Genomic DNA, 18,286 nt, shown 5'->3' with positions numbered 1-18,286 from the left:
GCGCGACCTTACGGGGTCGCTGCCCTTCGCCACCGCCGCTCGGTGAGGCGACGAGGCCCTGATCGGTGTCCCTGTCCCTGCCCTGACAACCAACCATTTTCAATGCGTTCCAGTCAGGGCGCGCATCGTTGAGAAATGCTGGCTCGGAGCCTCGTTCGGCAGGACTGTAAGACCGTCGGCACCTCTTACGCCAGTTCGAACCTGACACCTGCCACACCCAGTCAGGGCCCGTTCCGCACCTCGTACAGGTGCGCGACGGAGGCTGCATACGGCAGCGGGCCGCGTACCTGTTCAGGTGTCAGCCGGACGCCAGTACAACGTTCGGCCAGTGCCAGCGCCGCCTCGACGAACCGCTCACCGGGCTCTTGCCATTCCTCATCATCCTCATCGAACTCATTGGCCAGCCCGAGGTCTTCCAAGTGCGGCAGGAGCCGATCCGGTTCGGCGCCCCAGCGCGGCTCATCGGGAAACATCGGGTCGAGACCAGTGATCACCTTTCCGTCGGCGGCGAAGATGAATCTGGCGTGCTGATTGACGTCGTTGTGAACGCTGGCCAGCACAGTGGCCGCCGACAACGGGCGAACCGCGTCGCGCATGATTCCCATGTAGCCTGCCGGCTCGACGATGACCGAGCCGCCCTCAGCAGGGCCGCTACGGCGACCGCACGCTGGCCAACCTCCGGCTGCCCCGATGGACGAAACGGGGCAATACTGGTGATCATGAAGTCGCTACGCCGTTGGGGTCCGGCAGGACTCTTGCTGATCGGTTTCCTTTGGTTCGTCAGCACGGCCGGCCTGGCGTCGCTGAGCCTTCACTACGGCTTCGCCCTGGCAGGCGCCGAGGCGAGGAACGCGGAGTTGGGAAGCGTGTTGATGTACGCCGTATTCGGCGTGGGGGTCGGTGGACCAATCCTCGGCCTGCTGGTGGCGGTGGCGTTGCGCAGCACGGCCGGGATGTGGTTCTACGGCCTGGTCATGGGTGTGATCGTGGTTCCTGGCATCGTGCTGGCCCTGATGGCCGGCTCCGCTTCCGCGCAGGGCGCACGCACGCCGACCTGTACGACAGCGCCAGGCAAGGTCGTAAGCCTTCCCCAGCATCAGCCGATCGGGTAGGCGTCTTCCCACTCATGCCGGTCGGCGGGCAGCGGGACCTCTACGACGGCCAAAGGCCGGCCGGAGGTATCGCGAACCGCACACCAGGTCCGGGCGCGGCGAGGCTCGCGACGTGCCGGCTATTGAGGACCTCGCTGCGTATCTGTGCTCGGGTGCCTGGCATGCTCTGTGGCGTGGAACTCCGTACTGCGACGCGCCGGGACCTGCCTGCGATCATCGCGCTCCTGGCTGATGACGACAATGTGATCGATCCGGGAGCTGTCGAAGTCGACGATGCGTATGAGCAGGCCTTCAAGGCCGTCGATATGGATGAGCGAAACGAGATGATCGTCTTGGATGAGGGAGACGGCACGGTCCTTGGCTGCCTCCAGTTGACCTACATTCCCGGCCTGGGACGCCACGGACAAGAGCGAGCGCTGATCGAGGCAGTCCGGATACGTGCCGATCGACGTGGGGCAGGACTGGGCCGCGAGGTGCTCACCTGGGCGATCGATCGGGCACGCGCCCGAGGGTGCACTCTGGTCCAGCTCACCAGCAACAAGAGGCGCACCGAGGCGCATCGTTTCTACGACTCGCTGGGCTTCGTTCGCAGTCACGACGGGTTCAAGCTGTCGTTGTAACGCTGGGCATGACGATCGCGCCACGTTCGGCTTCAAAGGTGTCGACGACACGTGAAACTGGATCTGGCCCGCATTTCGTGATCAATCCTGGCGCCGCAGCCTTTGATCACGGTGTGACGAAGACGCCGGCACGGGCGGCGGCGGCAACGGCCGCGGCTGATTGGTCGGCGGCTTTGTGGTCGAGTGGTTCGGCGGTGACGAGCAACCGCATGTACAGCGGCGCCCCGATGGCTCGTGATATGTCGGCCGGCTGGGTGCCGGGGGGCAGTTCGCCGCGGAGGACGGCACGGGCAACGATCTCGGCGACCATTGTGGTGTGCTCGGCCCAGAACGCGCGGACGACCTGCGCGACCTGACTGTGGTGGCCGGCCGAGACCATGGCCCGGATCAGCGCCTGTCCGGCACGGTCGGCGAGTACGGCGAGCGTCTTGAGCCACGTGAGAAAGGCGGGGCTTGACTCCCGGTACGCCCGCCATCATGATCACGGATATGCCGAACATTTGTTCCCATAAAACAGCATTCGCCACTCAGGCGGATGGACGACACCCGACCGGCTCAGGAGGGCGCACGCGCTTACCGCGACTCCCGAAGCGCGGCGCCACGACCACATCACCAGTCACGCGCCGCCTGCTCGCTTTCGGCAGCGCGTTAGCCGTGGCGGCCGGCCTGCTCACCTCGCTCGCGCCGGCCGCCTCAGCCGCCGACTCCACGACGGATCTCGGTACGTTCATCCCGTCTCCCAGCGCGCGGAGCGGTGACGTGGCCGCAGGCGGCGGAAAAGTCTTCGTCTCCGTGTACAGCCAGATCATCGTCACGGACACCCAGGGCGTGCTCACCGGTGCCATCACCGGCCTGTCCGGCGCGGCCGGCCTGGCCCTCAGCCCGGACGGCACCCGCCTGTACGCCGCTCTGGGTGGTTCGAACGAGGTGGCCGAAGTCGACACCGCCGACCTCTCCATCGTCCGGCGCATCGACCTGACCGCCTACCCGTGCCCGGTGAGCCTGTCACTGTCCGGCAGCCGGTTGTGGGTCGGCTACGGCTGCTGGCGCGCGGCCGGAGGCGGCGTCCTCGGTCTCGACCTGTCGGCGCCGGCACCGGAGCCCGTCCCCATCGACGCCAGTACGTACGGCGCGCCGCGGGTCGCCGCCGCGGGGGACACGCTGGTGGTCGCCATCACGTCCGCCGGTCCGCCGGTCGAGCCGTTCCCCGATCCGACCGCCGGTCCCTCCAGCCTGCTGGTATACGACGTCGGCGGCACCCCCGCCACCCTGCGCGGCGGCATCGAGAGTCACACCTACGACCAGGCTGTCCCCAGCGACCTCGCCATAACGCCCGACGGTTCGACGGTCATCTCGGTGGACGCCGGCACCCACCAGCTCGGCGCCTGGGACACCACCAGCCTGGCCAAGATCCGTGACTACGCCACGGGTGCGCAGGACTCCCCGGCAGCCGTCGCGATCAGCCCGGACGGCGCCCACGTCGTAGGCGGATGGAAGAACGCCCTCGCCCTGTACGACGCTGCCACGGCGACGGAGCTGCACACGGCCACCCCGTCGCCGGCCGGCCTCCCGGGGAGTCTCGCCTTCTCCGGCACCGATATCTTCGGCGTGGTGTGGGGGCAGCAGGACAAGCGGCTCCGGCTGTGGCGGCTGCACGGAGCGACTCTCCCGCCGTCCAAGCTGACCTTGACGGGGCCATCCACGGCGATCGCGGACAAAGAGTTCACCCTGGCGGGACGGCTCACGCTGAGCGATGATTCGGCTCCGGGGGCGCAGACCGTGACGGTGACCCGCACGCCGCTGGTAGGTGGCGGTCGTGTCGCGACACCCCTGCCGGATGTGACGACCGCGGCGGATGGCACGTTCACCATCACCGACACCCAGCCGGTCGGCAAATATACCTATAACGTGCTCTGGAACGGCAGTTCAGGTCACCGGTGGAGCAGAACCTCTAGGACCATATCCTTCACTCTGCCTCCTTCGTCCCTGACGCTGTCCGCGCCGGCAGAAGGGACCGTCGGCGAACAGCTCCAGTTCAGCGGTGTGCTGAAGGCCGGTGACCAGGTGTTCCCGCCGACCACCTCGCTCAAGGTGCATCGTGCTCTCGCTCGCGCCGACATGACCCAGCTGTTCGAGCTGACGCCCGCTGGTGACGGGTCTTTCAGCTTCACCGACACCCCTGCCGAGCCCGGTGTATACACCTACGCCGTTGAGTGGGGAGGCGACGGCTCCTACCGGGGAACGTGGGTGGAGCGCGACGTCACGGTTCGTGAATAGCCGGTAGGGCAACGCGCTCATCCATCGGCCGGCAGGGATGGCTGGTGCTCTGCGCCCCAGTCCCACAGGGCTTGCAGGCGCGAGGGTCGTCGGGCACGCCTGGCCGGGCGGGGTGGCCAACCGTTTGGTGAGTCACGAGGGCACCTCCTAGCGTTGCCGCGTCTGAGTGATTTCTACCTGCTGGAAGGACATGCATCGATGATGCGGCAGCTTGCTGAGCGTCCCGAGGATGTGCCCGCGGTGTTCGCCGAGCGGTTCAACACCGGTGATGCGGAGGCGGTGGCGGAAGTCTATGAGAACGGGGCGGTGTTCGTTCCAGAGCCGGGCTCACCGTTGACCGGGCAGGAGGCTCATGCCGCCAATGAGCGATTCCTGCATCTCGGGCTGCCGATCTCCGTTCGGCCGCGACACGTCTACACCGCGGGCGACATCGCCTTGCTGATCGTCGACTGGGTCATCGACGGCACGGACCGTGATGGCCGCCCCGTGCACATCGAGGGCACCGCCACCGATGTCGCCCGACGCGGGCAACATGGGCGCTGGCGCTATGTCATCGACAACCCGTTCGGTGTAGCACCGGGAACCGGTGGCCGGCACTGAGCTGGGCCACGTTGGGTCAGGTGCGGCTCAGCGGGTGGATTCGCGGTTGAACAGCTTCTTCGACCAGAGGTAGCCGCCGAGCGCGATGGCGACGCACCAGCCGGTCGCGATGACGGCGTTGTTCCCGATCGGCGTGCCCATCAGCAGGCCGCGCAGGGTCTCGATGAGCGGCGTGAACGGCTGGTACTCGGCGAACCAGCGCAGCACGGTGGGCATCGAGTCGGTCGGGACGAACCCGCTGCCCAGGAACGGGAGCAGCAGCAGCGGCATGCCGACGTTGCTCGACGACTCGACGGTCTTGCTGGCCAGGCCCAGCGCGACCGCCAGCCAGATGAAGGCGAAGGCCATCATCACCAGGACACCGATGAGGGCGAGCCAGTCGCCGGGCCCCGCCGACGGCCGGAAGCCGATGAGCAGGGCGACGCCGAGGACCGCCGTGATGCTGAGCATCGTCTGGATCAGGCTGCCGATGACGTGTCCGGTCAGGACGGACACCCGGGCGATGGCCATGGTCCGGAACCGGTCGACGATGCCCTCGGTCATGTCCATGGCGATCGCGATGGTGGTGCCCTGGACCGCGGCGGTGATCGTCATCAGGATGATCGCGGGGGTGACGTAGTTGACGTACTCCGCACGTCCGCCGGCGACGCCGCTGAGGCCGGCGCCGAGCGTGCCGCCGAAGACGTAGACGAACAGCAGCAGGAAGACGATCGGCATGGCGATGAGCATCACCGTCATGGACGGGTAGCGCACCATGCGCTTGAGGTTGCGGCGCAACATCGTCGCCGAGTCGGTCAGGGCGTGGGACACGGTGCTCATCGTGCGGTCACCTTCTCCTTGTTGCCGGTGAGAGCGAGGAAGACGTCGTCGAGGTCGGGGGTGTGCACGCTCAGCGATTCGACCGCGACCGCGTTCTGGTCAAGCCGGTCGATCAGCGCCTTCAGCGACCTGAGGCTGCCGTCGTGCGGCACCCGCAGAACGAGCGTGTCGCTGTCGCGGGACACCTGGCCCACGGCCCGCGCCGCGGATTCGAGGTCACGCTCGCCGGCGAACCGCAGCAGGACGTGGCCGCCGGGTATGCGGCGCTTGAGCTCGTCCGCGGTGCCCTCGGCGACGATCTGCCCGTGGTCGAGCACCGCGATCCGGTCGGCGAGCTCGTCGGCCTCCTCCAGATACTGGGTGGTGAGGAAGATGCTGACGCCGTCCGCCACGAGTTCGCGCACGATCTGCCACATGGCGCGGCGGCTGCGCGGGTCCAGCCCGGTGGTCGGCTCGTCGAGGAAGATCACTTGCGGTGAGCCGACCAGTGTCATCGCGAGGTCGAGCCGGCGCCGCATCCCGCCGGAGTAGGTCGCCCCCGTCTTGCCGGCCGCGTCGACGAGGTCGAACTGTTCGAGCAACTGGTCGGTCCTGCGCCTGCCCGCCTGCCGGCCGAGGTGGTGCAGGTCCGCCATCATGATCAGGTTTTCCCGGCCGGTCAGCAGGTTGTCGACCGCCGAGAACTGGCCGGTGACGCCGATCGCGGCGCGTACCGCGTCCGGCTCGGTGAACAGGTCGTGACCCGCGATCCGCGCGCTGCCCCCGTCGGCGCCGATCAGGGTGGACAGGATCTTGACTGTGGTGGTCTTGCCGGCGCCGTTGGCGCCGAGCAACGAGAAAACGGTGCCACGCGGGACGTTCAGGTCGACGCCGTCGAGCACGACATGGTCGCCGTACGAGCGGCGCAGTCCGGTCGCCGTGATCGCGGGTTGGGATGGCATGGTCATGAGAACCCCTTCGAGGTCTGGTCAGGAACGGCGGACGGTGATGTCGCCGAACGACGTCTGCGCGCGGACTTCGACGGTTCGCTCGGACTTCTCCGGAGCTCCGCCGAGGTCGTCGAGCGCGTTCTCCACCCGCCCATGCGAGGTCTTCAGGTCGAACCATGCGGCGGTGCCGGCGGCGATCCCGATTTCGAGGTGGCCGACCGAGGTCTGCAGCGTGACGGTGTCGCGCGTGACCTGGCCGACGCGAATGGCGCCGTTGGAGGTCTTGGCGTCCACCATGGCGTCGGCCTGGTCGATGGAGATGTCGCCGTTGGCCGAGCGCACCCGCAGTTCGCCGGTGACGGTGCCGAGGTCGGTGTTGCCGTTGCTGTTCTTGACGACGGCGGTGCCGTCGATCTCGCCGATGCGCACGCGCCCGGTGCCGGTGGTGACCTCGGCGTTGCCCGCGACCGTTTCGATAGTGATGTCGCCACCGGAGGTGTTCACTCGAAGCGGCCCGGTGCGGTCGAGGCGGAAATGACCGACGGACGCCTTGAGCCGGCACTCTCCCAGCGTGCCGACGCCGCGCACGTCCGCTGCCGCCACGTCCGTGTGCACCTGCGAGCCGGTGGGCAGCTCGATCAGCACGTCGACCGACCTGGTCTTCTTGGAGAAGTCGGCGATGCGGGCCTTCGGCCCGCGGATCGTCAACGTGCCGTTGGCGTAGTCGACGCGCGTCTTCCGCGCGGCCTCCACATCGGACTCGTCGAACTCGTCGCTCGGCCGCACCTCGACGACGGTGTCGGTCCGGTCACTCGCGATGATCTGCACGTCACCGGCGGAGAGCTCGATCGTGGCGGAGATGGGTTCGGGCGTGGCGAAAACGGACATGGCTATCCCATCAGAAGGAGTCAGAAGAACGTTTCCGCTGGCCGGAGACGTTCGAAGAACGATGTCGGTGTGAGCTAGCGAGCCCAGCCGGTGTGACGCTGCGCGCCGCGCTTGCCGCGCCGGTCGGAGCCGTGGTCGCGCTCCGGTGCCTGCAGCGCGGTCGAGGCGGCCCGCACCAGCCAGGCGTTGAGCGAGCGGCCCTCCTTGCCGGCCGCCTCCTCGATCGCGGTCTTGAGCTGCTCCGGAAGGCGGACGTTGATCCGGGTCAGGGGGCCGTCCTCGAAGCTTGCCGCGGCGTCGTCAGCCGACGCCGCGCCCGGCTCCGGGGCGTCCTCGAAGGGCTGCTCCGCCAGCCGATCCGTCACGACGAAGCTCGGGTCGCGGCCACGCAGGCGCACCTGGACCGAGCCGGCGGCCAGGTCTCGGGTGATCTCGTCGGCAGCCGCCGACAACGTCTCCAGCAGGGTGAGCCGGATCGCCGACTCCATCGACACGGTCAGCCGCTCGATCAGCGCGCCGGCGTCACGATCACCGGTCTCGACGGCGGTCAGCAGCTCGCGACCGAGGGAAGCCACGTACGGGGTCAGGTCCATGGCATAACTATGGCACACGGTGATGCCATCGACAAGCCACATTGGCTCTGATTGGCATCACTTTGGCTCGGGCGTGAGCTCCCGCCTGCCAGTGCACCTCTCATCAATGCCTTCCTCGCCGTCTGACCAGCACTTTTGATGGGTAGTGGCCAGCTTGCCCGGCTTTGCACAACAGGATCAAGGAGTGAACGACATGCGTGGTGTAGTGCTGCACGCCCCCGGCGACGTCCGGGTGGAGGAGATCGCCGACCCGAAGATCACCGCCCCGACGGATGCGATCATCCGGCTGACGGCGGCCTGTGTCTGCGGCTCGGACCTGTGGCCCTATCGCGGGGTCGACGCCGTCGACCAGCCCACGCCGATGGGACACGAGTACGTCGGGACCGTCGAGGAGGTCGGCGGCGAGGTCAAGACCGTCAAGCCCGGCCAGTTCGTCGTGGGCTCGTTCGTCGCCTCCGACAGCACCTGCGAGATCTGCCGCTCCGGCTACCCCTCCTCCTGCGTCAACCGCGTGTTCATGAACGAGGTCGGCACCCAGTCCGAACGAGCCCGGATCCCGCACGCCGACGGCACACTCGTGGCCACCCCGGACATGCCCGGCCCGGAGCTGATTCCCAGCCTCCTGGCCGCCTCCGACGTGCTGGGCACCGGCTGGTTCGGCGCGGCGGCCGCCGAGACCGGCCCCGGCAAGACGGTGGCGGTCGTCGGCGACGGCGCGGTCGGCCTGATGGCGGTGCTGGCCGCCAAGCAACTGGGCGCCGAGCGGATCATCGCCATGAGCCGCCACGAGGCGCGCCAGAAGCTGGCCCGGGAGTTCGGCGCCACCGACGTCGTCACCGAGCGAGGCGACGACGGCGTGGCCAAGGTCAAGGAGCTCACCGGCGGGCTGGGCGCCCACTCGGTCGTCGAAGCGGTCGGCACCCAGGAGTCGATGCAGCAGGCCATCCGCTCCACCCGCCCCGGTGGCCATGTCGGCTTCGTGGGCGTCAACCACGACGTCGCTCTCAGCGGGGAGGAGCTCTTCCTCGCCCAGGTCAGCCTGCTCGGCGGCCCGGCCCCGGTGCGCCGGTATCTGCCCGAGCTGATCGACCTGATCTGGCAGCGGAAGATCGATCCCGGCAAGGTCTTCGACCTCGTCCTGCCGTTGGACCAGGCCGCCGAGGGCTACAAGGCCATGGACGAACGCCGCGCGATCAAGACCCTCCTCCAGCCCTGACCGGCGTCGTTCAGCTCGAACCGGCGCCGCGGTCTTCGCGCCGCATGTCCCCGCTGCCGGGGATCCCCGCGCCCAGGCCGTAACGCAGGAGCACGGCGCCTGTGGGAGAGGCGACGGGCGGTTCGAGGAGCACCAGGTTGGCAGGCACCGCGCCGCCGTCGAACACCTTCTTGCCGACACCGAGCACGATGGGGAACATCCACAGGTCGAGCCGGTCGAAGAGGCGCTCGCGCAGGAGGGTCTGCACCAGGTTCAGGCTGCCGATCACGTGGACGTGCTGGTGCTTGTCACGCAGCTCGCGCACGGCGCTCACCAGGTCGGGCCCCAGTTGGGTCGAGCCGGCCCAGTCCAGGTCCGGGTTGCCGCGCGAGGCGACGTACTTCGGGATGTCGTTGAACAGCGTGGCGATCCCGCCGTCGACGCCGTCGGCCTGGTCCGGCCAGTACGCGGCGAAGATGTCGTAGGTCCTGCGGCCCAGCAGCAGGGCGTCCGTGCCCTCCAGCCCGGCGCCGACGTGCCGGCCGACCGTCTCGTCGAACAAGGGCGCCTGCCATCCTCCGTACGGGAAGCCGTCGGGGTCCTCCTCGGGATCACCCGGCGCCTGGCCGACCAGGTCGAGCGTCGCGAACAGGTCGATGTGGATCGCGCCCATGAGGTCCTCCTTGTAGTCCGGCTCGGGTGCCGGTACGAACATAGACCAGCGTCCGGCCACGAACTCATCGGACGACCGCGGATCAGAAAGGCGGCTCACTGCTGAAGTCTTCGGCGGTCCAGGGTGTTCGGCCCCCAGCCGCCTGTTCGGCCAGAGGGACGGGCTCTTCGCCCCACGCCCCGAGGACGTCTACGGCCATGGCCCGGTATGCCGCGGCGACGTACAGAGCCGCCGGGGCGGTTGCCGAGTAGAGGGTGTTCTGATGGTGCACCGGGTCGTTGAGGTGGCCGACGGCTTCGGCCTGGGCCTCCGGCGTGCCGGTGAGAAGGTCGGCCAGCGCGCCGGGGGTGTCGCCGGCCGGGCCCAAGGCGTGTTCGAGCGAGGCCCAATCGGTCCGCCGCACCAAGCCGAGCGGATCTGACGGGAGACCGATCACCTCGCCGTCCGCCCCTGGGCCGCCGGCCTGACCTGGACCGGCCCCTGGTGTGCCCGTAGCATCGCCCCGTGTTTCGACTCTTTGGGCTCACCGGCCGGAACATCTTCCTCGCAGTCGGCACCACCGGCCTCATCATCGGCGGGTTCCTCACCCTGGCCGGAGAGCAAGGCGCAGGCGCTCTTCTCCTCCAGATGGCACTGATCGCCATGCTCGGAGCGATCGCCTGCGCCATAACTGAACATCGCGACCGACGGAGCTGATGTCTCCGCCGGTCGAGGTGGGAGGTGGGCTCGTCGAGCAGGAACGGAACGAGTCACCGCGGTGTCCGGTCAGGCGGGCAGCACATTGTTCGCGAAAGCGCCCTGCATGTTTCCGCGCGCTTCGAAGACGAACACGATGTACGTCTCGAAGTAGGTGCTGCCCTGTCCTGCGGCGCGTCCGATGCCGACCTTCGTGCTGCCTTTCCAGACGAGCTGGGTGAAGTGGCCGGCGTCGGGTGAGAATGTGGCGGCGGCGAAGTCGTAGGCGCTGATCTCGTCGTACCAGCTCGTGACCGCGTCCGATCCGGGCAGTGCTTCGGAGCCGCCGCCCCAGAAGATGTTCTCGCCCGTCTGCGCGCGCAGGTCGGTGTGCCCGGCATTGAGCTGCTCCTGCTCGGAGCGGGAGAGTGCCCGCGCCTTGGCGTACGCGTTGAGCTCAGGGTCCATGACCAGCGGCGGAGCGTGGTGCTTGGCCCGGAAGGCGTTGGCCTGGGCGAGCGCTTCGGCCTGGAATTCGGGCGTGGTTGCGTCGGGGAGCGCGGGACGGGTTCCTGGCATGGGACATCCTCAAATGGCGCGCTGGGGCGCCTGCCGGAATCACGATTTCTTGCCGATCGCGATTTCTCGGCCAATCTTCTGCCGCATTCTGCGGTCCGGCAAGAAGTTTTTCTCGGAGGGGGCTCGAAGGGGAGGGCCGTAATTAATTCGGGCGGTACGTCGCGGATATTCAGCCGGGCAGATGAAATGCGCAAAGAAAGCGCGCAGGAGAATTCGGCGGACCCGTGCGGTGGAGAATGCCGGGCGGCGGGTCCGCGTCCTCGTGAGGCATTGAGTGGAACATGAGGGCCGCAGGTGCGGCAATCCTGGTGGCCGCTTCGGGACAACCACCGGCTGGGACCGCGCCTGCCGGGTGGTCTTGCCGGGGTCACGAGCCGTCGCGCAGGTCGCCCAGGCGCTCGCGCGTGAAGCGGATGTCGTCGAAGGTGACGACGCATCCGTCACCGGTGGGCGACTGCGCCTCGAAGCCGATCGCGGCGGACGTGGACGCGCCCTCGATGGTGAAGAAGCGCACCATCCGCCAGGTCTTCCCGTCGAGGGAGGCGTGGTAGGCGAAGGTGTGGCCGATCCGGGAGACCCGCAACCACACCGTCCGGCCATCGACGACGAAGCCGTTGGCGTCGTCGGCGACACCGCGGGCGACCACCGAGACGATCATGGGCTCGCCGTCGGGGGAGAACTCGAAGCAGAGCTTGCCCCAGTGCTGGTCGTCGATCCACAGGAGCAGCACCCCCGCGTCGAAGGTCGAGGCGAAGTCCACGGTGACGCGGGCGCTGAGCTGGAAGTCGCCGTCCGGAGGAACGCCGAGCAGGGTCGCCGCGTTGAGCATCGACTCGGCGTTGAGCTGGGTGTCCGTTCCCGGGTCGATGAAGATGTCGGAGTGGGGGGCCGCCGAGGCCGTCACCTTGGCGGGAGGGGCCTCAGTGATCGTCCACGCCGCCTCGGGGGACGGCGAGAGCGTGAAGGGCAGGCCGGGCACGTTCCGGGTGAGGGGCATGTCGTCTCCATGGTCGTCCGGGATTGACAGTCTCGTGCCAGACTTCCCCGGGGATCAATGGGCGCGGGGGAACGACAACGCCGGGGCGTTCGTGCGGGCGGAGATGCTGGACTCACTCGCGGCGGCATCCGGCGTGGGACAGCCGGGAACCCCGTCGCCCGCCGGTCAGACCTCGATGGTCTGGAAGTCGTCCGGCACGACGCAGGCGTCGATGTGCGCCGCGTCGATCCCGGGGCCCAGATGCGTCAGCACGAACGGCACGTCGGGGAATCGTTCGCGCAGCGCCTCGACCTGCTCGACGTCCATGTGCCCGGTCGCGGGATGGTGCGGGCCGTTGCATTCCAGGATCAGCGTCGCACTGGCCGCGGCCAGCGTGTCGAGACCGACGCCCAGCCGGGTGTCACCCGAGTATCCGACGGTCGAGGCGCCTCGCTCGAAGATGTATCCGTAACAGTCGAGATGCGGCACGTGGTCCACCTCCACCGCCCGGAACCGGAGGGGACCGGCGACCTGCCAGGAGCCGTCGACCTCGACGTAGCGGATGTCGAGCTTCTGGTGGGCCTCCTTGTGGATGCCGGGCACCCCCGCCAGGTCCATCATCCTGGACAGGAAATCCTCGATCCCCGCAGGCCCGACCACGAAGAGTGGTGTGCCGCCGTGGCGGCCCAGCAGTTCGAGGAGGAGGAAGGGCCACCCGAAGGTGTGGTCGGCGTGGAAATGGGAGATGGCCACCACGTCGATGCTCGCGGCGTCGATTCCGCATCGTCGCAGGTGGGGCACGACAGCGGGCGACGGTTCGACCAGGATGTGATCATCGAGAACGAACCCGTTCCAGTATCGATCGGTGCTGTGAAAATTTCCGGTTCCCAGGAACGTGACCTTCGTCAATGTCGCTCTCCGTCATTTCGCTCGCGCAAGCCGGGCGGGCTGTGCCACCTCGACGCGAAGGATCCCGTACAGCACCGGAAAAATACCCCTGTCGGCGATCTCGTCGGCGGGCCTTCCGGTCAGGCGGCAGGGTGAGTGCCGGGGAAGAGCGACTGCAGCGCCGCGAGCTCACCGGCGGGCCGGTGCAACGTCACCGCGGCCGGCACCGCTGAAGCGCTCGATCGTGCGGCGGCGGTCGCGCCGGCCCGGCCGGACGCGCTGGTGCTCAGCCCGCCCATCTACTTCCGGCACCGCGACGACGAGATCGCCGAACCTGGCGCCCCGGCTCGCCGTCGAGCTCGCCGAGGCCCACGAGGCCGGCCGGGCGTGCCGGTGCCCCGCCGGCCGACAACGTGGTGACGTGAACAGCGGCCGCTCAAGGGACATGGCTCGCGTTCGACTGACCATCCGTACGTTGTCACGGTGGATCAGTCATAGATGTAAAGCCAGTAAAGGTATTGATCGGTGAATGAGAAATAGGCGTAGCGGCACTGGTACGGCCAGCCTTCACGCTGATATTGCTGGCCGGCGTCGACGCAGTCGAACTTTTTGGCATAAAGGTTTCCGGTGAAGCGCCATGCACCCGCATAGGCCTGAGCGGTCTGAGCCTGGGCGTTCTGGTAGGCCGCCGCCTTCACCGTCGTGACCTTGGTGCCGGCCTGCGCGGTGCTGGGTGTGGTGGCGATGGTCTGACGATCCTGAGCGTGTGCGGGAGCCATGGTGATGGCCGTGGTCGCGATCACGGTGCTGGAGACCAGGGCCGCCGCGAAAGCGGCAGAGATCTTCTTCAACGTTTCTCCTCTTGGGCAATGAGGTGATCGCACGAGCCGATTGCCGTGCTGTACACAAGAGGGTTTCGCGGGACGCCGCTGTGACTCGATCACGATGTAATGTGCGTCACACTGCGGCCATCGGTCGACTTTGGGCTGCTCGCCGGACCAGATCTGCCGCTCCAGCCTGTGCCCGTACGCGTGAGCCTCGGGCAGGATAGGTTCGCGGCCGTGGACGGGATCGCAGGGGTGCTCGCGACGGCGGCAGGGATGTTCGCCGGCACGAACGTGGACGACATCATCGTCCTGACGGTGTTGTTCCTGTCCTCGCGAGCCGGCGGGCGCCCGAGGCCGTGGCAGATCTGGGGCGGCCAGTACGCCGGGATCGCCGTCCTCGTCCTCGTGTCGGTCGTCGCCGCCCTCGGCCTGACGATCATTCCGGACGACTGGGTGGGCCTGCTCGGCCTGGTCCCCCTCGCGCTCGGCCTCCGGGGCCTGGTCTCGGCCCTTCGCGCCCGCGCCCGCGCCCGCGACGGCGGTGGCGGTGGCGGTGGTGGTCAGGCGGCGTCACCCGTCGCCTCCGGCCTGTTCTCGGTCGCGGGCGTGACGATCGCCAACGGCGCCGACAACATCTCCGTCTACACCCCGGTGTTCAGGACCATCGGCGCCGGCCCGGTCCTCGTGACCATCGGGGTGTTCGCGGTCGGAGTCGCGCTGTGGTGCCTGGCCGGCTCGTGGCTCGGCTCGCACCAGAAGGTCGTCGAGATCGTCGAACGCTACGGGCACTGGCTGGTGCCGGTGGTCTTCATGATCCTCGGGATGTTGATCCTTGCGGAGCTCTTCTGATCGACGGCTTTGCCGATAACCGGTAAGGACCATGCGTGCCGCCCACGGAGTTCCGGCCGTCGCTGGGTAGGTCGGATGACGCCCCACAGGGGGGGAAGACTCACTTGATCTACGGTGTCGGCGACATCCGCTGGAGGACGACATGGCCACCTGGACGAGCGACGACCTCACCAAGATCGGCGACGCGGAGGAGCTGGAGATCTCGTCGTTGCGACGGGACGGCAGCCTGCGCGATCCGGTGACGATCTGGGTCGTACGGCACGGCGACGACCTGTACGTACGAGCCGTGAACGGACGCGAGGGCGCCTGGTTCCGCGGCACCCAGACCCAGCACCGAGGGCGCATCGAGGCCGGCGGCGTCGGCAGGGACGTCACCTTCGCCGACGTGGACCCCGGCCTCAACGACGAGATCGACGCCGGCTACCGCGCCAAGTATCACCGCTACGCCCGGAACATCGTCGACTCCATTCTCACGCCGCAGGCGCGAGCCTCGACGACCAGACTCGTGCCCCGTGCCGGATAGCTCGCAACGTGGGACGACGCGACCGCGCCGCGGGTTCGCCGGCCGGCGGGCGACGTGTGACCCCAGCGAGACGTCCGAACTCCGCCAGCGCCCGGCCGGGACCAGCGGCGAAGCTGGTGCGCATGGACACTGTGGCCGACAGGCACACCCGTATCGAGCCGAACATCCTCTACTTCGGCACCCCCGTCGTTCTGATCTCCTCTACGAACGAGGACGGCACGGCCAACCTGGCCCCGATGTCCTCGGTGTTCTGGCTCGGCTGGCGGGCGGTGCTGGGACTGGGGGCACGGGCCCAGACGGCCCAGAACCTGCTCAGGACGGGGGAATGCGTCCTGAACCTGCCCTCTGCCGACCTCGCCGCCGCCGTGGACCGGCTGGCGCTGACTACCGGGTCCGACCCCGTTCCCAAGCGGAAGCAGGAGCGGGGTTACCGGTTCGTGGCGGACAAGTTCGGGCGGGCGGGGCTGAGCGCCGTCCCGTCGGAGACGGTGGCGCCGCCCCGGGTGGGCGAGTGCCCGGTGAGCATGGAGGCCGTGGTCGAGGCCACGCATCCGGTGGGGGACGACGGTGGGGTGCTGGCGTTCGAGGTGCGGGTGCGGCGCGTCTTCGTGCATGACGACATCCGCATGGCGGGGACCGACGACCGCATCGATCCCGACGCCTGGCGGCCGCTGATCATGAGCTTCCAGAAGTTGTACGGCCTGGGGCCGCAGGTGCATCCGTCGACGCTGGCGAGCATCCCCGAGCGGGTGTACCGAACAGCCGATCTGGAGCGCGCCCGCGATCTCCAGTCGCCGGCCTAGAGCCGGCCCGCGATCTCCAGACGCTCCGGCTAGGACGCCCCGGCTCAGGGTGCGCCCGCGATGTTCGGATGCTCCGGCTCAGGGTGCGCCCGCGATGTCCAGGAGTGCGAGCCAGGTGCGGCCGGGGCACAGGCGCTCGATCTCCTGGCGCGGGAGCCATTCCGCGCGGGTGCTCTCCGAGCCGGCGGGCGGGCTCGTCGGGCCGCCCGGCCCCGGCACGACCGCCCGGAACATCGCCATGTACGTCAAAGGCGCGTAGCGGTAGCCGGCCGGCGCCGGGACCAGGAGCTCGATGCGCTCCCAGGCGAAGACGGACAGGCCGGCGGGCGCCAGGCGCAGGCCGGTTTCCTCGTAGAGCTCCCGGACCGCGGCATCGATGGCGTTCTCGCCGGGATCGAGGTGCCCGCCGGGGATGTCCCAGCCACGGCCCTCCCGGTCGACGTACGTCATGAGGATGCGGCCCGCCTGGTCCGACACGAACGCGAACGCCGACGTGGTCTGGTCCGCCGGCGGGAGGGCCGGGGAGAGCATCAGGTCCAGCCGGTGGGCCACGGGGATCCAGGGCACCGTGTTCGTCGCGACCAACTGCGGCATGGAGCCCCCTTTCGGCGTCGGTGGTGACCAGCCTAGGGGGTGGTGCGGTCAGACGCCTTTGCGCATGGCGCGGTTGCCCAGGTAGAGGCCGATCGCGGCGATGGCGCAGGCCGCCGCGGTGCCGTACAGGATGGCGGGGTCGGTCAGGTCGCCGGAGAAGAGGGCGCGCTGGGCGTCGACGATGTAGGCGACCGGGTTGAGCTGCCCGGCCGCGCGGAGCCAGGCCGGCGCGGTCTCCATCGGGAGCAGGACACCCGACAGGAGCAGCAGGGGGAAGGTGACCGACTGGCTGACGATGTAGAACAGGGTGCCGCCGCTCCCCGACTTGATGGCCAGGACGAACGAGAGCGCGCTCAGGCCCACGCCGAAGACGACGAGCTGGGCCAGCCCCGCCAGGACCCCCACCGGATGGAGCTCGAAGCCCAGCGGGAGGGCGAGCAGGATGATCAGCACGGCCTGCGCCAGCAGGATGACCAACTCCTTCATGGCCCGGCCGACCAGCATCGCGGTGCGGCTCAGCGGCGTGACCATCAGGCGCTCCATCGAGCCGCCGATCAGCTCGACCAGCAGCGTGTAGCCGGAGGACATCGGGCCGGTCAGGCTCATCATGACGAGGATGCCCGGCACGAACCACTGCCATGACGATCCCATCGCGCCGTCCAGCAGCGACCCGAACAGGAACAGGAACAGCAGCGGCTGCCCCATCTCGAACAGCAGCCCGGCGGGCTCGCGCAGGACCGGCGCGAACTCGCGGGAGAAGACGGTGGTGGTGTCACGCAGGAATGTCGTCATCGGTGAGGCTTCTCCCGGTCAGAGTGAGGAACACGTCGTCCAGAGTGGGGCGGATGGTCTCGGCGGCGGTGACCTTGATGCCGGAGTCGTCCAGGGTGCGGAGGTACGCGGGCAGGGCGGTGGCCGCGTTCGGGACCCGGATGCGCACGGTCGTGCCCGCGACCTCTACTCCCGCGACCGTTGCGCCCGCCGTCCCTGTGCCCGTCCCTGTGCCCGCCGCCGCTGTGCCGGTCAGGTGGGCGGCCCGCCTGGCCTCGTCCTCCGTGCTGGTGGTGATGGTGACGTGGTCGCCGGCGAGGTCGTTCTTGAGCTGTTCGGCGGTGCCGTCCGCGATGATCCGGCCGTTGTCGATGATCACGACGCGCTCGGCCATGTTGTCGGCCTCCTCCAGGTAGTGCGTGGTGAGGAAGAGCGTCGTCCCGTACGTCTCCCGCAGCCGGAGGATGTGCTGCCAGATCTCCGCGCGGCTCTTCGGGTCCAGGCCGGTCGAGGGTTCGTCGAGGAAGAGCAGGGCGGGACGGTGGACGAGCCCGAGCGCGATGTCCAGGCGGCGGCGCTGGCCGCCCGAGAGCGTGCCCGGCTTGCGCTTGGCCAGGGGTCTGAGGTCCAGCAGGTCGAGCAGCTCGTCGGCGCGGGTGCCCGCCTGCCTGAGATCCAGGCCGTAGCAGCGGCCCTGGGTGACGAGCTCGTCGCGGACGCGGAAGTTCTCGCCCGCGCCGTTGCGCTGGCCCACGTAGCCGATGCGGGCCCGTACGCCCGCCGCGTCCCTGGTCACGTCGTGGCCCGCCACCATGGCGGTGCCCGAGGTGGGCGGCAGGAGGGTGGTGAGCATGCGGAGGGTGGTGGATTTTCCGGCGCCGTTCGGGCCCAGGAAGGCCACGAGCTGACCGGCCGCCACGTCCAGGTCGATGCCTCGTACGGCGGCCACGGATTCCTTCTTGACGGTGAACACACGGGTGAGTCCCCGGGCTTGGATCATGGTCGGCGCCTCCGGGCATGACGAAGAAAGCCCTGGTCCGGGCTTGTTTCAAGGATCGAGCCCAGTTTGCGCACGGGAAATCCGGTCTGGCAAAC

Annotated in this window: 25 protein-coding genes and 1 pseudogene; 10 read left to right on the top strand and 16 right to left on the bottom strand. The window is 68.7% G+C overall.

Annotated features, from left to right (window positions below):
* Positions 1–221 precede the first annotated feature (221 nt).
* On the bottom strand, positions 222–692 hold the full coding sequence (locus ACWD0F_RS39770) for a DUF6461 domain-containing protein (protein ID WP_449886064.1): 471 nt from the start codon (positions 690–692) through the stop codon (positions 222–224).
* A gap of 27 nt (positions 693–719) precedes the next feature.
* On the opposite strand from ACWD0F_RS39770, the gene ACWD0F_RS39765 reads away from it, so the two are divergent.
* Entirely contained in the window at positions 720–1,112 is a 393-nt protein-coding gene (locus ACWD0F_RS39765) for a hypothetical protein (RefSeq protein ID WP_449885953.1), read from the top strand.
* A gap of 173 nt (positions 1,113–1,285) precedes the next feature.
* Positions 1,286–1,732, top strand: a complete 447-nt coding sequence (locus tag ACWD0F_RS39760; RefSeq protein ID WP_449885950.1) for an N-acetyltransferase family protein — start codon at positions 1,286–1,288, stop codon at positions 1,730–1,732.
* 106 nt (positions 1,733–1,838) lie between these two features.
* Here the strand turns inward: ACWD0F_RS39760 and ACWD0F_RS39755 are convergent.
* Positions 1,839–2,159, bottom strand: a pseudogene (locus ACWD0F_RS39755) (TetR-like C-terminal domain-containing protein); the annotation flags it as partial.
* A gap of 227 nt (positions 2,160–2,386) precedes the next feature.
* On the opposite strand from ACWD0F_RS39755, the gene ACWD0F_RS39750 reads away from it, so the two are divergent.
* Positions 2,387–4,009, top strand: coding sequence for a hypothetical protein (locus ACWD0F_RS39750; RefSeq protein ID WP_449885948.1), 1,623 nt, complete (start codon positions 2,387–2,389; stop codon positions 4,007–4,009).
* A 198-nt stretch (positions 4,010–4,207) separates the two neighbouring features.
* Positions 4,208–4,609: a YybH family protein gene (locus tag ACWD0F_RS39745; protein ID WP_449885945.1), complete on the top strand. Its 402-nt coding sequence runs from the start codon at positions 4,208–4,210 to the stop codon at positions 4,607–4,609.
* 27 nt (positions 4,610–4,636) lie between these two features.
* On the opposite strand, the gene ACWD0F_RS39740 is transcribed toward ACWD0F_RS39745, so the two are convergent.
* The 4 genes from ACWD0F_RS39740 to ACWD0F_RS39725 form a co-directional block, all read right to left on the bottom strand.
* The gene (locus ACWD0F_RS39740) at positions 4,637–5,428 is read right to left on the bottom strand and encodes an ABC transporter permease (RefSeq protein WP_449885943.1); all 792 of its coding nucleotides are present in this window, start codon (positions 5,426–5,428) and stop codon (positions 4,637–4,639) included.
* On the bottom strand, positions 5,425–6,369 hold the full coding sequence (locus tag ACWD0F_RS39735; protein WP_449886062.1) for an ATP-binding cassette domain-containing protein: 945 nt from the start codon (positions 6,367–6,369) through the stop codon (positions 5,425–5,427). Before ACWD0F_RS39735 ends, ACWD0F_RS39740 begins: the two co-directional genes overlap by 4 nt.
* Positions 6,370–6,396: 27 nt before the next feature.
* Complete coding sequence (locus ACWD0F_RS39730) at positions 6,397–7,245, bottom strand: DUF4097 family beta strand repeat-containing protein (RefSeq protein WP_449885940.1); 849 nt, start codon at positions 7,243–7,245, stop codon at positions 6,397–6,399.
* A 74-nt stretch (positions 7,246–7,319) separates the two neighbouring features.
* Entirely contained in the window at positions 7,320–7,838 is a 519-nt protein-coding gene (locus tag ACWD0F_RS39725) for a toxin-antitoxin system HicB family antitoxin (RefSeq protein ID WP_449885938.1), read from the bottom strand.
* A gap of 193 nt (positions 7,839–8,031) precedes the next feature.
* Between ACWD0F_RS39725 and ACWD0F_RS39720 the strand changes: the two genes are divergently transcribed.
* Positions 8,032–9,054 carry a zinc-dependent alcohol dehydrogenase family protein gene (locus ACWD0F_RS39720; protein ID WP_449885936.1) on the top strand — a complete coding sequence of 341 codons (1,023 nt, stop codon included), beginning with the start codon at positions 8,032–8,034 and terminating at the stop codon, positions 9,052–9,054.
* 10 nt (positions 9,055–9,064) lie between these two features.
* On the opposite strand, the gene ACWD0F_RS39715 is transcribed toward ACWD0F_RS39720, so the two are convergent.
* On the bottom strand, positions 9,065–9,748 hold the full coding sequence (locus ACWD0F_RS39715) for a dihydrofolate reductase family protein (protein WP_449885934.1): 684 nt from the start codon (positions 9,746–9,748) through the stop codon (positions 9,065–9,067).
* A gap of 40 nt (positions 9,749–9,788) precedes the next feature.
* The gene (locus tag ACWD0F_RS39710; RefSeq protein WP_449885931.1) at positions 9,789–10,109 is read right to left on the bottom strand and encodes a hypothetical protein; all 321 of its coding nucleotides are present in this window, start codon (positions 10,107–10,109) and stop codon (positions 9,789–9,791) included.
* Positions 10,110–10,210: 101 nt separating this feature from the next.
* On the opposite strand from ACWD0F_RS39710, the gene ACWD0F_RS39705 reads away from it, so the two are divergent.
* Positions 10,211–10,402: a hypothetical protein gene (locus ACWD0F_RS39705; RefSeq protein WP_449885928.1), complete on the top strand. Its 192-nt coding sequence runs from the start codon at positions 10,211–10,213 to the stop codon at positions 10,400–10,402.
* Positions 10,403–10,471: 69 nt separating this feature from the next.
* Here ACWD0F_RS39705 and ACWD0F_RS39700 read toward each other — a convergent pair whose 3' ends face one another.
* From ACWD0F_RS39700 to ACWD0F_RS39690, 3 genes are all read right to left on the bottom strand, one after another.
* Positions 10,472–10,960: a CAP family protein gene (locus ACWD0F_RS39700; protein ID WP_449885926.1), complete on the bottom strand. Its 489-nt coding sequence runs from the start codon at positions 10,958–10,960 to the stop codon at positions 10,472–10,474.
* A gap of 367 nt (positions 10,961–11,327) precedes the next feature.
* Entirely contained in the window at positions 11,328–11,957 is a 630-nt protein-coding gene (locus tag ACWD0F_RS39695) for a DUF1349 domain-containing protein (protein WP_449885923.1), read from the bottom strand.
* Between the two features lie 165 nt (positions 11,958–12,122).
* A complete protein-coding gene (locus ACWD0F_RS39690; protein WP_449886059.1) occupies positions 12,123–12,737 on the bottom strand; it encodes an MBL fold metallo-hydrolase in 615 nt (204 codons plus the stop codon).
* On the opposite strand from ACWD0F_RS39690, the gene ACWD0F_RS39685 reads away from it, so the two are divergent.
* Positions 12,669–12,980, top strand: coding sequence for a hypothetical protein (locus ACWD0F_RS39685; RefSeq protein WP_449886069.1), 312 nt, complete (start codon positions 12,669–12,671; stop codon positions 12,978–12,980). The two genes, ACWD0F_RS39690 and ACWD0F_RS39685, sit on opposite strands and share 69 nt — an antisense overlap.
* Here ACWD0F_RS39685 and ACWD0F_RS39680 read toward each other — a convergent pair.
* Positions 12,965–13,123, bottom strand: coding sequence for a hypothetical protein (locus ACWD0F_RS39680; RefSeq protein ID WP_449885921.1), 159 nt, complete (start codon positions 13,121–13,123; stop codon positions 12,965–12,967). The genes ACWD0F_RS39685 and ACWD0F_RS39680 overlap by 16 nt on opposite strands.
* Before the next feature lie 189 nt (positions 13,124–13,312).
* Positions 13,313–13,675: a hypothetical protein gene (locus tag ACWD0F_RS39675; RefSeq protein ID WP_449885918.1), complete on the bottom strand. Its 363-nt coding sequence runs from the start codon at positions 13,673–13,675 to the stop codon at positions 13,313–13,315.
* A gap of 210 nt (positions 13,676–13,885) precedes the next feature.
* Between ACWD0F_RS39675 and ACWD0F_RS39670 the strand changes: the two genes are divergently transcribed.
* From ACWD0F_RS39670 to ACWD0F_RS39660, 3 genes are all read left to right on the top strand, one after another.
* Positions 13,886–14,500 (top strand): cadmium resistance transporter, encoded by a 615-nt coding sequence (locus ACWD0F_RS39670; protein WP_449885916.1) that lies wholly within the window; start codon positions 13,886–13,888, stop codon positions 14,498–14,500.
* 142 nt (positions 14,501–14,642) lie between these two features.
* Positions 14,643–15,023 (top strand): DUF2255 family protein, encoded by a 381-nt coding sequence (locus ACWD0F_RS39665; RefSeq protein WP_449885913.1) that lies wholly within the window; start codon positions 14,643–14,645, stop codon positions 15,021–15,023.
* A 122-nt stretch (positions 15,024–15,145) separates the two neighbouring features.
* Positions 15,146–15,826 (top strand): flavin reductase family protein, encoded by a 681-nt coding sequence (locus tag ACWD0F_RS39660; RefSeq protein WP_449885911.1) that lies wholly within the window; start codon positions 15,146–15,148, stop codon positions 15,824–15,826.
* A 78-nt stretch (positions 15,827–15,904) separates the two neighbouring features.
* On the opposite strand, the gene ACWD0F_RS39655 is transcribed toward ACWD0F_RS39660, so the two are convergent.
* Genes ACWD0F_RS39655 through ACWD0F_RS39645 form a run of 3 tightly spaced genes read right to left on the bottom strand, consistent with a single transcriptional unit; the run spans position 15,905 to position 18,191 of the window.
* Complete coding sequence (locus ACWD0F_RS39655) at positions 15,905–16,420, bottom strand: NUDIX hydrolase (RefSeq protein ID WP_449885909.1); 516 nt, start codon at positions 16,418–16,420, stop codon at positions 15,905–15,907.
* A 48-nt stretch (positions 16,421–16,468) separates the two neighbouring features.
* Entirely contained in the window at positions 16,469–17,212 is a 744-nt protein-coding gene (locus ACWD0F_RS39650) for an ABC transporter permease (protein ID WP_449885906.1), read from the bottom strand.
* A complete protein-coding gene (locus ACWD0F_RS39645) occupies positions 17,193–18,191 on the bottom strand; it encodes an ATP-binding cassette domain-containing protein (RefSeq protein WP_449885903.1) in 999 nt (332 codons plus the stop codon). The genes ACWD0F_RS39650 and ACWD0F_RS39645 overlap by 20 nt, the downstream gene beginning before the upstream one ends.
* Positions 18,192–18,286: the final 95 nt, after the last annotated feature.

Source organism: Nonomuraea sp. NPDC002799 (genome assembly GCF_053592075.1).
The sequence above is the reverse complement of the archived record's forward strand: the minus strand, read 5'-3'. Positions and strand labels throughout refer to the sequence as shown.

Excerpts from the sequence above, each read along its gene's own strand:
- ACWD0F_RS39645 (WP_449885903.1), bottom strand. The coding sequence starts at position 18,191 with ATGATCCAAGCCCGGGGACTCACCCGTGTGTTCACCGTCAAGAAGGAA.
- ACWD0F_RS39680 (WP_449885921.1), bottom strand. The coding sequence starts at position 13,123 with ATGGGCGGGCTGAGCACCAGCGCGTCCGGCCGGGCCGGCGCGACCGCC.
- ACWD0F_RS39735 (WP_449886062.1), bottom strand. The coding sequence starts at position 6,369 with ATGCCATCCCAACCCGCGATCACGGCGACCGGACTGCGCCGCTCGTAC.
- ACWD0F_RS39665 (WP_449885913.1), top strand. The coding sequence starts at position 14,643 with ATGGCCACCTGGACGAGCGACGACCTCACCAAGATCGGCGACGCGGAG.
- ACWD0F_RS39725 (WP_449885938.1), bottom strand. The coding sequence starts at position 7,838 with ATGGACCTGACCCCGTACGTGGCTTCCCTCGGTCGCGAGCTGCTGACC.
- ACWD0F_RS39700 (WP_449885926.1), bottom strand. The coding sequence starts at position 10,960 with ATGCCAGGAACCCGTCCCGCGCTCCCCGACGCAACCACGCCCGAATTC.
- ACWD0F_RS39720 (WP_449885936.1), top strand. The coding sequence starts at position 8,032 with ATGCGTGGTGTAGTGCTGCACGCCCCCGGCGACGTCCGGGTGGAGGAG.
- ACWD0F_RS39660 (WP_449885911.1), top strand. The coding sequence starts at position 15,146 with ATGGACACTGTGGCCGACAGGCACACCCGTATCGAGCCGAACATCCTC.
- ACWD0F_RS39745 (WP_449885945.1), top strand. The coding sequence starts at position 4,208 with ATGATGCGGCAGCTTGCTGAGCGTCCCGAGGATGTGCCCGCGGTGTTC.
- ACWD0F_RS39730 (WP_449885940.1), bottom strand. The coding sequence starts at position 7,245 with ATGTCCGTTTTCGCCACGCCCGAACCCATCTCCGCCACGATCGAGCTC.
- ACWD0F_RS39765 (WP_449885953.1), top strand. The coding sequence starts at position 720 with ATGAAGTCGCTACGCCGTTGGGGTCCGGCAGGACTCTTGCTGATCGGT.
- ACWD0F_RS39695 (WP_449885923.1), bottom strand. The coding sequence starts at position 11,957 with ATGCCCCTCACCCGGAACGTGCCCGGCCTGCCCTTCACGCTCTCGCCG.
- ACWD0F_RS39655 (WP_449885909.1), bottom strand. The coding sequence starts at position 16,420 with ATGCCGCAGTTGGTCGCGACGAACACGGTGCCCTGGATCCCCGTGGCC.
- ACWD0F_RS39740 (WP_449885943.1), bottom strand. The coding sequence starts at position 5,428 with ATGAGCACCGTGTCCCACGCCCTGACCGACTCGGCGACGATGTTGCGC.
- ACWD0F_RS39650 (WP_449885906.1), bottom strand. The coding sequence starts at position 17,212 with ATGACGACATTCCTGCGTGACACCACCACCGTCTTCTCCCGCGAGTTC.
- ACWD0F_RS39715 (WP_449885934.1), bottom strand. The coding sequence starts at position 9,748 with ATGTTCGTACCGGCACCCGAGCCGGACTACAAGGAGGACCTCATGGGC.